General features: G+C 58.6%; 15 protein-coding genes and 2 pseudogenes. 7 read left to right on the top strand and 10 right to left on the bottom strand.

The annotated features are described in order from the left end of the window. Positions 1-3 precede the first annotated feature (3 nt). Complete coding sequence (locus CWE01_RS18535; protein WP_100941986.1) at positions 4-1,218, bottom strand: efflux RND transporter periplasmic adaptor subunit; 1,215 nt, start codon at positions 1,216-1,218, stop codon at positions 4-6. 580 nt (positions 1,219-1,798) lie between these two features. Between CWE01_RS18535 and CWE01_RS18525 the strand changes: the two genes are divergently transcribed. From CWE01_RS18525 to CWE01_RS18510, 4 genes and pseudogenes are all read left to right on the top strand, one after another. Continuing rightward, complete coding sequence (locus CWE01_RS18525; RefSeq protein ID WP_100941984.1) at positions 1,799-1,987, top strand: KGG domain-containing protein; 189 nt, start codon at positions 1,799-1,801, stop codon at positions 1,985-1,987. 225 nt (positions 1,988-2,212) lie between these two features. Next, positions 2,213-2,770, top strand: coding sequence for an ATP-dependent Clp protease proteolytic subunit (locus tag CWE01_RS18520; RefSeq protein ID WP_100941983.1), 558 nt, complete (start codon positions 2,213-2,215; stop codon positions 2,768-2,770). 367 nt (positions 2,771-3,137) lie between these two features. After that, positions 3,138-3,415: pseudogene (locus tag CWE01_RS18515) on the top strand (type II toxin-antitoxin system RelE/ParE family toxin). 14 nt (positions 3,416-3,429) lie between these two features. Next, the gene (locus tag CWE01_RS18510; RefSeq protein ID WP_100941982.1) at positions 3,430-3,717 is read left to right on the top strand and encodes a HigA family addiction module antitoxin; all 288 of its coding nucleotides are present in this window, start codon (positions 3,430-3,432) and stop codon (positions 3,715-3,717) included. Between the two features lie 30 nt (positions 3,718-3,747). Here CWE01_RS18510 and CWE01_RS18505 read toward each other — a convergent pair whose 3' ends face one another. The 5 genes from CWE01_RS18505 to CWE01_RS18485 form a co-directional block, all read right to left on the bottom strand. Beyond that, positions 3,748-4,797 (bottom strand): HAMP domain-containing sensor histidine kinase, encoded by a 1,050-nt coding sequence (locus CWE01_RS18505; RefSeq protein ID WP_100941981.1) that lies wholly within the window; start codon positions 4,795-4,797, stop codon positions 3,748-3,750. 9 nt (positions 4,798-4,806) lie between these two features. Continuing rightward, positions 4,807-6,267 carry an ATPase domain-containing protein gene (locus tag CWE01_RS18500; protein ID WP_100941980.1) on the bottom strand — a complete coding sequence of 487 codons (1,461 nt, stop codon included), beginning with the start codon at positions 6,265-6,267 and terminating at the stop codon, positions 4,807-4,809. Then, entirely contained in the window at positions 6,264-6,698 is a 435-nt protein-coding gene (locus CWE01_RS18495; RefSeq protein ID WP_256579380.1) for a hypothetical protein, read from the bottom strand. The genes CWE01_RS18500 and CWE01_RS18495 overlap by 4 nt, the downstream gene beginning before the upstream one ends. A 149-nt stretch (positions 6,699-6,847) precedes the next feature. Next, positions 6,848-8,089, bottom strand: coding sequence for a M20/M25/M40 family metallo-hydrolase (locus tag CWE01_RS18490; protein WP_100941978.1), 1,242 nt, complete (start codon positions 8,087-8,089; stop codon positions 6,848-6,850). A 66-nt stretch (positions 8,090-8,155) separates the two neighbouring features. Next, positions 8,156-9,046 (bottom strand): LysR family transcriptional regulator, encoded by an 891-nt coding sequence (locus tag CWE01_RS18485; RefSeq protein ID WP_100941977.1) that lies wholly within the window; start codon positions 9,044-9,046, stop codon positions 8,156-8,158. A gap of 231 nt (positions 9,047-9,277) precedes the next feature. Between CWE01_RS18485 and CWE01_RS18480 the strand changes: the two genes are divergently transcribed. Both CWE01_RS18480 and CWE01_RS18475 read left to right on the top strand, forming a co-directional pair. Beyond that, positions 9,278-10,477: an MFS transporter gene (locus tag CWE01_RS18480; RefSeq protein WP_100941976.1), complete on the top strand. Its 1,200-nt coding sequence runs from the start codon at positions 9,278-9,280 to the stop codon at positions 10,475-10,477. 53 nt (positions 10,478-10,530) lie between these two features. Beyond that, entirely contained in the window at positions 10,531-11,469 is a 939-nt protein-coding gene (locus CWE01_RS18475) for an alpha/beta hydrolase (protein ID WP_218274289.1), read from the top strand. Positions 11,470-11,601: 132 nt separating this feature from the next. On the opposite strand, the gene CWE01_RS18470 is transcribed toward CWE01_RS18475, so the two are convergent. The 3 genes from CWE01_RS18470 to CWE01_RS18460 form a co-directional block, all read right to left on the bottom strand. Continuing rightward, the gene (locus CWE01_RS18470; protein ID WP_100941975.1) at positions 11,602-12,045 is read right to left on the bottom strand and encodes a hypothetical protein; all 444 of its coding nucleotides are present in this window, start codon (positions 12,043-12,045) and stop codon (positions 11,602-11,604) included. Between the two features lie 613 nt (positions 12,046-12,658). Further along, complete coding sequence (locus CWE01_RS34335; RefSeq protein WP_315975349.1) at positions 12,659-12,820, bottom strand: type II toxin-antitoxin system RelE/ParE family toxin; 162 nt, start codon at positions 12,818-12,820, stop codon at positions 12,659-12,661. Continuing rightward, positions 12,807-13,001: a stability determinant gene (locus CWE01_RS18460; protein ID WP_100941974.1), complete on the bottom strand. Its 195-nt coding sequence runs from the start codon at positions 12,999-13,001 to the stop codon at positions 12,807-12,809. Before CWE01_RS18460 ends, CWE01_RS34335 begins: the two co-directional genes overlap by 14 nt. Positions 13,002-13,133: 132 nt before the next feature. Here CWE01_RS18460 and CWE01_RS33900 point away from each other — a divergent pair. Further along, positions 13,134-13,331, top strand: a pseudogene (locus tag CWE01_RS33900) (IS4 family transposase); the annotation flags it as partial. Between the two features lie 130 nt (positions 13,332-13,461). Here CWE01_RS33900 and CWE01_RS18455 read toward each other — a convergent pair. Beyond that, positions 13,462-13,821 (bottom strand): hypothetical protein, encoded by a 360-nt coding sequence (locus CWE01_RS18455; RefSeq protein WP_100941973.1) that lies wholly within the window; start codon positions 13,819-13,821, stop codon positions 13,462-13,464. Between the last annotated feature and the right edge of the window lie 4 nt (positions 13,822-13,825).

Here is a 13,825-nt window from a genome sequence, read left to right as displayed (position 1 = left end):
GGCCTATTCCTTCGCGGGATCGTTGTCAGCTTTGAGGGTCGTGTCCTTGGCATTGACCAGGGCACCCGGCGCGGCAAACGGCAGCCCGCCGACGATGACCCGATCCTGCGCGGACAACCCCGACTTGATGACCCGCAGGCCATGGCGCATATCGCCGACACTGACCTCCTTGGGCGCGACCCGGCCATCCTTGTCGACGGTCAGCACGTTGAAACGGGATTGATCGGGCAGCACCACCGCATCAGGCAGTAACAACGTCGGCGCGCTGGCGGAGGTGACCACCCGGACCCGGGCAAACTCCCCCGGGGTCAACCCACGGTCACCGTTCCTGACGATGGCGCGGGCATGAATGGTGCCGCTGGAACGGTTCAAGGCGTTGTCGATAAAGTCCAGGGTGCCCGGCGTCGTGTAATCACGCCCCCCGTCGGCGGCGATCTGCACGTTGTCCGCCGAGACGCCCTGGCCGTTGGCCTTGTAGCGTTTGTATTGCTGGTAGTCCGACTCGCTCATATCGAAATCGAGGTAGATCGGGTCCACCGACACCAGGGTCGCCAGCAACGTGGTCGGGCTGCCCGCGGCACGGCTGCCGGCGATCAGGTTGCCGACCGAGACCAGGTGGTTGCTGATCCGGCCCGAAAACGGCGCGACAATCTGGCAATGATCGAGGTCGAACTGGGCGTCGCGAACCTGCGCATTCGCCTCGGCCACCGCAGCCTCGGCCTCCTGCCATTCGGATTTGCGCTGTTCCAGGCTCTGCACCGAACCTGCGTTGTTGCGCACCAGCTCGTCAGCACGCTGGAGTTCATTTTTGGCGTAGGTCAGGCGCGCGGATGAACGCTGCACTTGCGATTTGGCCTGGGCCAGGCGGATCTCGTAAGGCACCCGGTCGACACTGAACAGCAGCGCGCCTTTCTGTACGAGTTCACCATCCTTGAAGTGGATGCCGGTGAGCGTGCCGCCGACCTGGGCCCTCAACTCAACCCGGTCGACCGCGGAAAACTGGCCGAGGAAACCGAGCCGGGTCTCCAGCGGTTGCACCAGGGGCTGGCTGACCAGCACCTCGGGAAGCGCCGGAGCGGCACCCGCCGAAGCCGTGTGGCTACCGCCCCAGACCATGAACAGCCCGGCGCAGAGCGCCACCGACAACAGCCCTCCCCCCGCGACCCCGACTACCTTGCGCTTATGGAAAAGCCGCGCCGACGGCGACTGTTCCTCCATCCGTTCAGATTCCACTGGCACACCCTCAGCTTGCAGACACAGACATCGAGGGGCACCCACGCACCCCACTCCCAAGCGCTGGACGCGCTGCCGCGGATTGCGGCAAACGCTCATGCACCTGCCGCATTGATGATATCCATCATCATTGTGATCGTAAAGATGATGGCCGAAATAATTAATCCATCCCCCGAATCAGACCCGGGCCAGCCGTGCCCAACCTGGTCAGTGATCGGCGCCCGCCAAGTCGACATAAACACCTGCGCCTGGAGGCCCGTCGCCCAGGTACGACACAAGTCGAATCAGATCAATTTTATAAACAGAAAAGGAAGGAAAGTTAGACGCTTCAAACACTTTCACTCTCAAACGAGCCTATAAAATATTCGCTATAAACTTACCGTGTTTATTTCGTTGACTAATAAGCCACCCAAACAACCGATCCGCGCCAATATCAAATCAATATCAAACTACCGTTCGTCGCACTTCCAGAAAATTATATTCAACTTTTCACCCAGGCCGGCAATCCCAATAAGTGCTTGCTGTTATTGCAGGTAACATTCAATTAACCAAGAGGTACTGAACCATGGCTAATACCGGAAATTCAAATCCTGGGAATCATTCAAACGATCGTGAAAAAGCGTCTGAGGCCGGCAAGAAAGGCGGCCAGGGAGCGGGTGGCAACGTTGCCAACGACCGGCAGAAAGCGTCGGACATGGGCAAGCCTGACGCCAACAAGAAAGGTGGTCAGCATGGCGGCGGTGGCCGTAGCTGATCATTGATCCAACCGTGAAGTCATGCGGTCAGGCCGCTTTCCCCTCTCTTCGGTGGAAAGCGGCCTTTTTATTGATAAGGCATGAAGGGAAGTTCCGCCGTAGCGACGTTTGAACAGAGAAAACTGTTGGGGAGCGCAGCGCCGAAGAAACCTTTGCCCGGTTTTTGCACTCCATTCAATAGAGCCCGTGTTCATGCCAGAATCGTTCAGCCTGGGAGGCCCGCAATGACCGAGCACATCGTCCACTTTCATTGCCAGATTGATCAGAGCACCACTGAACGTTTTCGCGACTGTTGCCTGGAGGCCATTGAACAAGGCGCCAGTTCACTGTTGCTGAACCTGTCCACCACCGGCGGCAGCACCAACTTCGGTTTCTCCCTGTACACCTTTCTCAAGTCGCTGCCGGTGCCGCTGTGCGCGATCAATGCCGGCAACATCGAATCCATGGGCATCATCATGTACCTGGCGGCCGGCCGACGTATCACCGCGCCCCATTCGCGGTTCCTGATCCATCCGATGAACTGGTATTTCAACCAGAGCTCGGTGGACCACCAACGGCTGCGGGAATACCTGTCGAGCCTGGACAACGACCTGGCGCGCTACGTGAAGATCTACCAGATCGAAACCGCCGATGCGGCGACCCAACTGGATATATTCAAATGCCTGTCGGCCGAGGAAAAAGTGATTGCCGCCCATGAATCACTGGCCTACGGCATCGCCCACGAAATGAAGCAGATGATTTTTGCCGAGGATGTCAAACATTGGAAAGTCGGGGGCAGCTGAGTTGGATGAATGGATGCCAGGCCAATTGCCAAGTAGGGCTGGATGTTAGCGCTTGGCCGGCTCCTTGATAGTCGTTCGTTGGATGAGCTACGCGCTGACGTCCAGATGATCGCTTGCATCCCTCGCCTCTGCTAACCCGACATTCCCCTCCGTTAGCCATACGATCTGCCGTTAACCAACCTCAAAAAGAGAAATTTCTACTCGGATCAAAGCCGCATCCGATAGAAACGCTGCCTGCTCGACTGGATCATGAGTTCGCTTGAATTGATTTCTCGGTAGTCCCCTCTCAAGGAACTCATATGGTCTTCGCAAAAGGAGCAGACACACGGCCATTGCAGAGTGTGATGTATCACATCACAATCAAACCATGATCGTCAGCTGGAGGCATAAAGGCCTTCGGATTTTTTTGAAAGTGGCTCAACCAGCGGCATCAGAGCGGACCAGGCGAAGCGATTATCTGGCGTATTGCTCGCGTTGAACCGCGCAGAGACGCCAGATGATGTCAACCTTCCCGGTTGGAGGCTGCACGCTCTAAAAGGTGAAATGTCAGGATTCTGGTCAATCACCGTGACCGCCAACTGGCGTGTAATCTTCCGTTTCGTAGGAGCGGACGTCGAATTGGTCAACTACTTGGACTACCACTGAACGGAGGTTCTTCCATGGGCATGTTCAACCCACCTCATCCTGGCGGAATCCTTCTCGATGATGTGATACCCGGTCTGGGGACCACCATCACCGAATTTGCTCGCCATCTGGGCTTTGCTCGAGAGACGCTTTCGAGAATCCTGCATGGCCATGCCCCCATCAGCCCGGACCTTGCTGTAAGGCTGGAGCGCGCAGGGATCAGCACTGCACGTCTTTGGCTGAGCATTCAAGCAGACTACGATCTTTGGCAGGCAGAACACCGCGAGCACCCACCTATAGAGCGTTATACCCAGGCGGGCTGATGCAAAGCCACGGTGAATCCCTTCGCCTTCCTAGAAACACGGTGCCTGCATGTCGCAAGGTTTCACCAATGGCAAGGTCACGACAAACTCGCTGCCTTTGCCATCACCGTCACTCTTGCCCGTCACGGTGCCGCCGTGGGCTTCGACCAGCTCACGCACCACCGTCAGGCCGATGCCCAGGCCCGCGCCGTTGAAACCGATCGCGTGGACATCCTGCACAAACGGTTCAAAGATGAAGGGCAGCGCCTGGGCGGAAATGCCAATGCCGTTATCGCGGACCCTGATCTCCACTACGTCCGCCGAGGTCGAGACCAAAAGCCTGACCGCCCCTCCAGCGGGTGTGTATTTGGCCGCGTTGCCCAGCAGGTTGCCGAGAATCTGCGTGAGCCGGACCGGATCGCCATTCACCGCCACCCCGTACGCGGGCAGTTCGCTGCTGAAGTGCAGGTGGTGAGCGACCATCACCGGACTGCAGACCTCGATGGCCTCATGAAGGATCTGCGCCATATCGATCACGCGGCAATCGAGGCGAAACTTCCCGGTGCTGGCCCGTGAAACGTCGAGCAAGTCTTCCACCAATCGAGACATGTGCCGCACCTGCCCTTCGATCAGTTGCTGCATGCGCGGCAGCTCCTCGCTGGGCACCCGCACCAGGCGGCCGGCAATCATGCTGATGGGGGTCAGTGGATTGCGCAGCTCGTGGGCCACCAGGGTGAGGACATTGCGTTGCTGTTCCAGCGCGTGTTCGGCCGAGGCTTGCAGATGTTGTGCGCTGAGGGCGGCGATCACCAATTGCTCGTTGGCTTCGCGCAACGCCAGGTACAGCCGCTGTTCTTCCTGCGCAAGATCGGGCTTTTGCGCATCGGACTGCGCCAGGAGAATCGCCAGCACCAATTGCTGGTTGGCCTCGATCAGTTGCTCGACCTGCTGGAGGTCGATCAGACGGCTGCTGGCATCGCTCAACTCTTTTTGCAGGGCCGCCAGGACAGCGCGCGCCTCAACGGTTTTCTGGCCGAGCAGAAGCAGTTCGCGAACGGCAATCGCCTTCGCGCCCTCCTCCTTGCTATCGGCTTCGCTCATGGCCTTGACTCACCCATTGTTGACTTGAGGAGACTGCCGGGTTGGCCGTCCCCCCAGCAAACCTTCCTGATCCGGCAACATTTCGCCGATCTGCACACCGTTATCGTCGATACGATACAGACGCAACTCATCGGAGTGGGCACTGGCCCGCACCTTGACCACGGCCATGATACGCAGCAAGCGGCTCTGCACTTCGATATAGCGCTGGACAATGATCGCGTCGGTGAGAAACGCCGTGCCGTAGGGGCTGAAACGCAGGTCGGTATAACGGTCTTCCAGCTCCGAGGTCATCAGCACGCTGACGCCCGCGCTGGTCAGTGCGGTGACCATGCGCGACAGCGACTCGCGAAAGTCTTCGCGGAAGGTCGGCGCCAGTGCCAGTTCGAACCCCGACAGCGAATCAATGACCACACGGCTGGCTTTCAGCCGGTTGATCTCGCTGAGCAGCAACTGGACAATTTCATCAATCGACAGATCGGGAGCGCGACTGTCCACCAGGCCGACCTGCCCGCTCTGGATCAGTCCGGCAAGGGTAGCGTTCTGGGAGTGATTGGGGCGTTGCTCAAACACCGCGATCACACCGGTTTCACCATTGCGCACGCCTTCGGCGAGGAAGGCAGCCGCCAGGATGCTCTTGCCCGAACCCGAGGGCCCGGCGACCAGCAAGGAATAGCCGCGAGGCAAGCCGCCACCGAGCATGTCGTCGAGCTGCGGAACGCCCATCTTCAAGCGCTTGATCGGGAACTCCAGCGGCGCTTCCACCGGGTTGAGCGCCGCGGGCGCAAACACCTTGATCCCCGAGCTGGCAATGCGGAAGGTGTGCAGGCCTGGCAGCGTAGGCTGGCCGCGCATCTTCATGATTTCCATCTTGCGCACCATGGAGTTGCGCTCGACGCTCTGGCGCAGCCAGATCAGGCCGTCGGCCACGGTGAAAATCGGGTTGGTATCGGTTTCGGTGAAGTACTCGCCGATCAGGAAGGTCGTCGCCTGCCAGGTGGTCATCAACATGCCCAGTTGCTGAACGAACTGTGGCAGGTTGTTGTTCGGGTTGTCCTGGGTCTGGCTCGCCAGCACCACGGAGCGGAACGAGTCGACAAACACCAGCGCCGGCGAGTGCGCCTCGACCTCGCTGACGATGCGTCGCAGCACTTCGTCCAGATTGCCGGCCAGGGTGTCATCGGCCAGGTTGACGTAACGAATCGACTGGTTGATCGCTTCGCTGTCGAAAAAGTCGAATTGCTGCTGATAGCGCAGCATCTTCAGCGGCGGCTCGCCCAGCACGGTAAAGAACAGCGCCGGGCGCTCGGGGGTCGCCAGGGCAAACATCATCTGGTGAGCCAGGGTGGTTTTGCCACAGCCTGGCGGGCCGGCGATCATGTTGAACGAAAATTCCGGCAATCCCCCGCCCAGCACCTCGTCCAGTCCTGGCACACCAGTGGCCAGGCGGTTGATAGTCACTTTGGTGCTCATGGCGAATTTTCCTGCGAAGGGGTGTCACTCAAAGAAGGTTCCCACACGCTACTCAGCAAACGCGCGGTGAGCGAAGGCCCGATCAGTGTGGTCAGCAACTCGTAGTAAGTGGTCAGCAACACTTCACCGAAAAACAGCGCATCGGTTTCGCTTTGCTCGGCGAGTACGGATGAGAGGGCCGTCAGATCCATGGAGCCCTGCACACTGTCATAGGTGCTGGCCAACCGAGGATGAGTGGAGGTACTCAGGTGGAGACTGCGGCGATAGAGCGCGGCAACCCCTTGCTGGCCGATAATGCCAGTGAGGGCAGCGCCCATATCTTGCAAGGTCGAAATAATCGCGTGGGCGACTTTTTCAATGTCAGCGTTAGGGCCGACGCGGTGCGCCAGAGAAGCTACGATCCGGCGGCTCTCTTCGCTTAGCGTGGACATGGCTAACTGATATCTGATGGACAGAACCTTGATAGTACACCCAATAGCGTGCAGCCGAGATGCTTTTGATACGGAATTGCAACTGCACGCGGTGGTAGGGGCGATTCCAGGTTACCCGCTCTGCAAAAGAGATCTGAACCAACCAGGCCCTAGCGCTTGGCCAGTTCCATGATCATCCGACTCAGCAGATAGATCCGGGGGGACACGCTTTCCACCTCGGCGTACTCCTCGGGGGTATGGATATTGCCGCCGACAATCCCGAAGCCATCCAGCGTCGGCGTGCCCACGCCCGCCGACAGGCTGGCATCCGCCGCCCCGCCGCTGCCCTCGATGGTCAGTTTGCGGCCCAGTTCGCCGTAGATCCCCTGGGCAATAGTCACCAGCGCATCCGACTCGGCGGTTTCCGGCATCGGCGGCAGGCCGCGCAGCAAGCTGGTCTTGACCTCGGTTTCCGGAATCAGCTTGTTGGCCGAAACCCGGGCCAGGTCCTTTTCGATCCGATCGAACTCCTCCGGCAAGGCCGCCCGCACATCGGCCTTGGCAATGGCCTCGTCCGGAATCACATTGACCCGGTCCCCGGCCTTGAGCACGGTGAAGTTGATGGTGGTTTTCTTCTCTTCGTCGCCCAGCTTGCTCAGTTGCAGGATCTGGTGGGCCGCCTCCATCGCCGCGTTACGCCCCAGCTCTGGCGCCACACCGGCATGCGCGGCCTTGCCCTTGACCTCGACCACCGCGGTGGCGCTGCCTTTGCGCCAGACCACCAGGCCATCGGCCGGACGACCGGGTTCCAGGTTCAGGGTGACGTCGTGGGCCTTGGCGGTTTTACGGATCAGTTCGGACGCGATATCCGAGCCGGTTTCCTCGCTGGCGTCGAGCAGGAAGGTGATCTGCGCGTAGTCCTGGAAGTTCTGGTTCTTCAGCACCTTGAGGGCATAGATCCCGGCGACGATGCCGCCCTTGTCATCCATCACCCCGGGGCCATAGGCGCGGCCGTCCTTGATATGAAACGGCCGCTCGCTCGCCGAGCCTTCCTTGAACACGGTGTCCATATGCGCCATCAAGAGGATTTTTGCCTTGCCGGTGCCTTTGAAGGTAGCGAGTACATGACTGTTGTGGGCGTGCGCATCGGGAACCAGCTCGATGGTGGCGCCGAGCTTTTTCAGCTCATCGACGGCGATATCACGCACCTGGGTCAGGCCCGGCTCGTAGCCGGAACCCGAATCGATATTCACCAGACGCTCCAGCAACTTCAAGGCTTCAGCCTTGTACTGTTCGGCATCGGCCTGGATTTGTTTATGGGGTTCGGCGCTCCAGGCCGGGGCGGTAAAACCGCAAGCGAGCGCCAGGCCGAGGGTGGTGGCCAATACGGTGCGGGGGAGATTGAACGTCATGAACGGATCCTTGTTTTTTGTTGGCGTGATGCGTGTTGCTGTTCGGATATTTGATGTCGCGTAAAATTAGTCGGCCTGATCCGCAAACAATCCAAGGATGAAATCGCGCACATGGACAATGCTCGGATTGCGCATCGAGGCTTTTTTCCAGACCAGATACAGATTATTCGTCGGGGCGTCCTGGAGCGGCGTAATAGTCACCAGCCTTCCCGATTCAAGCGCCTCGGTACACTGGTAATCGGGAAGGACGCTCCATCCCTGCCCCTTCACAACCAGGTCCTGGATAATACGCAGATCCGCAATGGTGAGTGCAGCCTGCAAGGTCGGCGCGAACCGGAACAGGGCTGTCCACACCGGCCGAATCAGCGGTAGATCTTCGTCGAAAGCAATCAGCGGCAGCTTCGCCAACCCCTGTTCGGTGGGCTGTTTGCCAAGCGCCTTCGCCAGATGGGGGGCCATCACCAGCAGAAACCGTTCGGTCAACAGCCGTGCAAACCCATGGGAACGCTCATCCGGCATGGAGGCCGTAATGGCCAGATCGACGGTTGAACTGTTGAGTAGGCTATAGATGCGCTCCCGGTTACCGGTATGTAAACGAATCTGAAACCCCTGGGCCATTAGAGGCGCCAGCCCCGATGTAATCTTTGAATAGATAAAGTCGGAGGGGCCGGCGATATGGACGGTCCCGCCAATTTCACCGCTGAGGCGGTAGGAAGCCAGGCGTGTTTCCAGCCCGTCCAGCATCGGCCCAATTGCTCGTGCCAATTCGTCTGCGGCCTCTGTCGGCGTGACACCACGGGCTCGCCGTACGAACAGGGGTTTGCCCACGAAGGCTTCCAGCGCTTGAATGTGCAGCGACGCGCCGGGCTGTGTCATCCCCAACGATTCGGCCGCACGCGAGAAGGATTGCAGCCGGTAGGCCTCAATGAATGTCCGTAAATGATCAAGATGACTCATGAAGCGCTACCACGCCGATGCCGGCGCCCTCTCGGAGTTTTCCAGGCGGGTAAGCCCGGGACTATCAGGCGCCTGATGGGCTGTCAGCATAGTGCCCAGCCTGAACAGACGTATAAATATATTTATCTATAGACCCATAAACAATAATTTCCAGTATCAATTCAACCTCTCTAGGATTCCGGGCAATCACGGCAAAAGGCCGATTTTTTCCCAATTCCGAAAGAGGCTCATATGCCATTCATCGTGTACATATTCACCCTCAGCGCCTTTGCGCTGGGCCTCGCCGAATTCGTTCCCATCGGCCTCACCGAGGTCATGGCCCAGGGCCTTGGCGTCAAGGTCGAGCAGGCTGGCGCCGCCGTCACCCTGTATGCATTGGGCGCGACCTTCGCGGCACCGATTCTGACGGCGTTGACTGCGGGGTGGTCGCGCAAGCGCGTCATGCTGATGACCGTGTTGGTGTTCTCGGCCGGTAGCCTGATCGCGGCATTCGCCACCAGCCTGTCGATGCTGCTGGCCGCACGCTTTGTCGCAGGGATGGGGCATGGCCTCTTCCTCGCAGTGGCCTCAAGTACCGCCGCACGCCTCGTTGGGCCGAAGAAAGCCGGCAGCGCAGTGGCTGTCGTCTTTGGTGGCTTCACTATTGCCATGGCCATTGGCGTCCCGATCAGCACCTATCTGGGCGGCATGATCTCCTGGCGCCCCGTGCTTGGCGCCATTGCCGTATTCGGTGCACTGGGTTTCCTTGGCCTGCTGCTGGGCATGAAAGAACCTGAGAAAGCACCAGGTCATGGAGGCAACGCATCCGTAGGGCAGGCCCTCAAGGCCCTCTTCCATCCTGCATTGCTGGCCGCCGCCTTTGTGACCGTGCTGGGTTATGCCGGTTCGTTCACCGCCTATACCTACATCGCCCCGCTGCTCACCGAGGTGACGCACGTCAGCAGCCACACCGTCGGCATCTTCATGCTGGTCTATGGTGTGTTTGCCGCAATCGGCAACGTGCTCGGTGGCAAGCTGACCGATCGTCTCGGGGTAAACCGGGCCAGCGTGATCATGATCGTCGGTATTGCCCTTTCCGCACTCGGCATGTGGGTCTTTGCCCAGTCTGCCGCGGTCATGGGCATCCTTGTCGCCTTGCTGGGCATGTTCACTTTCGCTGCTGTACCTGCCTTGCAGGCCCGTCTGATGGGGGTCGCTGAGCAGTATGTGCCGCACGCCCATGGTGTCGCGGCCGGGCTGAACATTGCCGGCTTCAACTCAGGTATTGCACTGGGATCGTGGCTGGGGGGCGTCACCCTCAGCACTGTCAGCGTTTCCTACATGGGCATGACGGGAGCCATCGTCTCAGCGCTGGGACTGGCATTACTGCTCCTGCTGATGGCCAGAAACCGCAGCGTCGACTATCGCGCCTTCGCCGGCGCAGGTCATTAATTTCAAGCTTCCGCCAAGCGGAGCCGAGCAGTAATGAAAGGAAGGCAATGCCCATGACATCCCCCAACAAGTCCTCCACCAGGCGTATCACCGTGCAGATTGCGACGGCGTCGGGCGACATGATCGAAGCGTGGGTCTACCTGCCCGAGAGCAGCGGCCCCCACCCTGCCGTGGTGATGGCTCACGGTATCGGCGCCATCAAGGCGGGAGGACTGGCGCCGTTCGCGGAGCGCTTCAGCGAGGAAGGATTCGTCGCCATCGCCTTTGACTACCGAAATTTCGGTGGTTCCGGTGGACAGCCGCGCGAGGTGCTCTCTGTCCCACGCCAACTCGCGGACTACAGCAGCGTCATCGGTTGGGCCGTTGAGCAGGCCTACATCGATCCGCGCCAGGTCATTGTCTGGGGGACTTCGTTCGCCGGCATGCATGTCCTCGAACTGGCTGTCTCCGACACTCGGCTGGCTGGAGCGATTGCCCAGGCCCCACTCACGGACGGCTTGGCCGCGGCGATGATGGCCCCGCCCAAGAACGGAATCCGACTCTTTGGGCTGGCGCTGTTTGACCTTCTCGGTTCCCTGTTCGGCCGCCAGCCGATCTACATTCCCGGTCATGGGAAACCTGGGGAGCTGTCCATCGGCGCCACACCGGACGGTCTGTTCGGAGAGAGGCTCATGACACCGAAGGATGGGACACAATGGCACAACCGCGTGGCCGCGCGGTCTCTGCTGAGCTTCTCCTGGCGCCGCCCCGTGCGCCGCGCCGCATTCGTGCGTGTTCCGCTCCTGCTGGTTGTCCCGGAGGCAGACTCCATTGCACCGGTGCCTGCCGCGCTCAAGGTCGCACGCCGAGCACCACGGGCCGAATTGTTCCGCAGCAGCGGTGGCCACTACGATGTCTACGAAGGTGGGGCGGCGTTCGACGACGTGTTGCGCACGGAGGTCGAGTTCCTCCATCGTCACACAAGGTCGGTTCTGATGCCTGTTCAGGGTTAGAGCGCCGAGAGGCATGCTGAGTGAAGTTTCAGCCTGGTGTGTTTTGCGCAGCTCTTAACGAAAAATAGATCAAGCGGCCAAGCTTGATCTCTCTAAGTGGGGAAACGGGAACAGATTTATTTGCTCACTACCTCAATCAACCGAATGGTTGCCCGCTACGGCGGACAGCTGATTGGATGGGGACGCGCCTTCAAGCAAGGCATCCACCACCGCACGCGCCACCTCCACCGAATGCAACATACCCCAGAACAACGCTCGCTCGACGGGGTTGGTATGCAGGCTGATTTCGTCGCCGTTGAGTTCCGCCGTTTCGAGCAGATTGGAAACGTAGATCAGTGCGTCCTGGGCGTTGATGCCGGGTTGGATGGCGAACAGCGTGGGCTTGTATGGGGCTTCGGGGGTGACGGGTTTGGCGCAGGTGAATGCGAGGGTGTCGAGCAACCGAGGGGGATTGGTCGGGACCGACTCGGGCTCGTTGGATGGGGTATCAGAGAGTTTGCGCAGGTAAACGCTTCTGTCAGCGGTACCGAGAGGTTTGCGAACAACCGGCGGATCGGGGGTGATTTTCTTTGACATGGTGACGCTCCTTCTTAACTGTAAGAGAACTCGTCATCTCCACGCTGCAAAACGAAAGGTGGCGAGCCGTACACAGGTTTGCAGACCGGTAAGAAGGAACCGGCAGGCCGAAGCCTCCTGCGCACAGCTCGCCATAACGCGAGCAAAAAAACCGCTTCCGCGGTGCTGTACGCCTTCTTAGAACCCGGGCTGCAAAACCCGATGTCGCTGAATTTTCAGCGACATCCGAACTGTAGCCCTGGCGTTTGGCGCACGCAATATTCTCCCATGCCTGAAGCATGTGGGAAATATGAGTTTTTTCGGAAGGATTCTTCGCGTGCTGATTGAGGGTCGCGGGCTGCGCCTGCGGTAGAAAAAGCCGCCGACTCGCAGTCCTACGATGCCATCGACTTAGTCGACGAAACGCCAAGCCCTGCCCTTGCTAATGACAATACATAGATCAGCGAGGACCGGTGTCAGGAAAAATAGATGCCCGAAGAAGGATAAGTAAATACCACTCACATCAGGGGTAGTGTTGCCGGGAATGTAGCACCGTCACTATATCGATATGCTCGACCACTTGGTACACCACCACGTAGTTTGGATGGACAACCATTTCCCGAATATCGGGCAATCAGCCATGCTTGAAGCTGTAGGGCATTGCGGATAGCCCCTCGGTAGCGGCCACAATTGTGCGGTGCAGAGAAGCGGCGGCAGCGGGGTTGTATTGCTCAATGTAATCGAGAATCTCGGCCAGGGCGTCGAGGGCCTGAGGCCTCCACTTAACGAGCAGCACGCCAAGCCTTGCGCTTGTCCTCTAACATCTGCTCAAGCCTAGCCATAGCTTCGTCGTGATGGATGCTTGGGCGCGGATCATCAAGCGAAGCCTGCACCTTGGCGCGAAACCAGCGGTCATAGCTGGCAGCCTGCTCTTCGGTTTCGAACTCTGAAACGATGGGGGAAAGTTGGGCGTTCATGGAGACCTCCGCAATTGACACCTGGTCAGCCTAATCTGTCCATGGCGTGCTGTCATTGGTGTCAAAATGGAGCGTATGTGAATGGCACTTGTTCAGCACCTAACTAGCTGATATGGCTTAAAAAATCAAACCAACCAAGCAGCCTACCCGCAATCTCGTGCGCAAAAAGCTGGGCTGGGCGTTCCCATTTGCAGGTTGGTGGGGATCGTCTGCCTCGCCAGTGGGGAATGCCTCGCTAGGGCGTTTTCACAGTATGAGCAGATGCTGCCCAGAACCCTGCCAGACACTTTGGGCCGAGGTGATATTGCGTTGGGGGATGCCTACGTGGCTTGCCGGTGGTGTTCGCAACTATCACCTTAGACCAAGACCGGCCTTTTTCATTTCTTGCTTTTAATTCAGACACTTAGCCGTTAAGTAAGTGCCATTCAAATCCGTCCCCTTTTCGATCCTTTGCGAAACTTCAAATAATCGCAACAGGACAAATACCCAAACGGCTAGTAAATACGTAAGACTCCAGCCCATTTCTCTCAGGAAGAATAGTCACCCCCCCTACATCAAATCTCATTATCAAAGTACCATCACTTTCAATTGAGACCTGTTCCACCCGATGATTTAAAAATGAAAATAATAGTGCACTATCAATCGCTTCCTCACCATGCCCCCATTTAACCCCACCCTCTATCTCACACTTAAAAGGGCATTGAATCAAAATGGAAACACTGTTCTCAAAATTCAAAACCTGCGAACCGAGCCCGACGGTTACACCAGTGAACAATGATGACTGTAGCTCCGCTAAATCGGCATTATCAATAACAACCATAATT

Origin of the sequence: Pseudomonas sp. QS1027, assembly GCF_002814235.1 — a bacterium.
Classification (GTDB): Bacteria; Pseudomonadota; Gammaproteobacteria; order Pseudomonadales; family Pseudomonadaceae; genus Aquipseudomonas.
Note: the sequence above shows the minus strand (reverse complement) of the source record. Positions and strands in the feature narration are given on the sequence as shown.

Excerpts from the sequence above, each read along its gene's own strand:
- CWE01_RS18535 (WP_100941986.1), bottom strand. The coding sequence starts at position 1,218 with ATGGAGGAACAGTCGCCGTCGGCGCGGCTTTTCCATAAGCGCAAGGTA.
- CWE01_RS18525 (WP_100941984.1), top strand. The coding sequence starts at position 1,799 with ATGGCTAATACCGGAAATTCAAATCCTGGGAATCATTCAAACGATCGT.
- CWE01_RS18520 (WP_100941983.1), top strand. The coding sequence starts at position 2,213 with ATGACCGAGCACATCGTCCACTTTCATTGCCAGATTGATCAGAGCACC.
- CWE01_RS18510 (WP_100941982.1), top strand. The coding sequence starts at position 3,430 with ATGGGCATGTTCAACCCACCTCATCCTGGCGGAATCCTTCTCGATGAT.
- CWE01_RS18505 (WP_100941981.1), bottom strand. The coding sequence starts at position 4,797 with ATGAGCGAAGCCGATAGCAAGGAGGAGGGCGCGAAGGCGATTGCCGTT.
- CWE01_RS18500 (WP_100941980.1), bottom strand. The coding sequence starts at position 6,267 with ATGAGCACCAAAGTGACTATCAACCGCCTGGCCACTGGTGTGCCAGGA.
- CWE01_RS18495 (WP_256579380.1), bottom strand. The coding sequence starts at position 6,698 with ATGTCCACGCTAAGCGAAGAGAGCCGCCGGATCGTAGCTTCTCTGGCG.
- CWE01_RS18490 (WP_100941978.1), bottom strand. The coding sequence starts at position 8,089 with ATGACGTTCAATCTCCCCCGCACCGTATTGGCCACCACCCTCGGCCTG.
- CWE01_RS18485 (WP_100941977.1), bottom strand. The coding sequence starts at position 9,046 with ATGAGTCATCTTGATCATTTACGGACATTCATTGAGGCCTACCGGCTG.
- CWE01_RS18480 (WP_100941976.1), top strand. The coding sequence starts at position 9,278 with ATGCCATTCATCGTGTACATATTCACCCTCAGCGCCTTTGCGCTGGGC.
- CWE01_RS18475 (WP_218274289.1), top strand. The coding sequence starts at position 10,531 with ATGACATCCCCCAACAAGTCCTCCACCAGGCGTATCACCGTGCAGATT.
- CWE01_RS18470 (WP_100941975.1), bottom strand. The coding sequence starts at position 12,045 with ATGTCAAAGAAAATCACCCCCGATCCGCCGGTTGTTCGCAAACCTCTC.
- CWE01_RS18460 (WP_100941974.1), bottom strand. The coding sequence starts at position 13,001 with ATGAACGCCCAACTTTCCCCCATCGTTTCAGAGTTCGAAACCGAAGAG.
- CWE01_RS18455 (WP_100941973.1), bottom strand. The coding sequence starts at position 13,821 with ATGGTTGTTATTGATAATGCCGATTTAGCGGAGCTACAGTCATCATTG.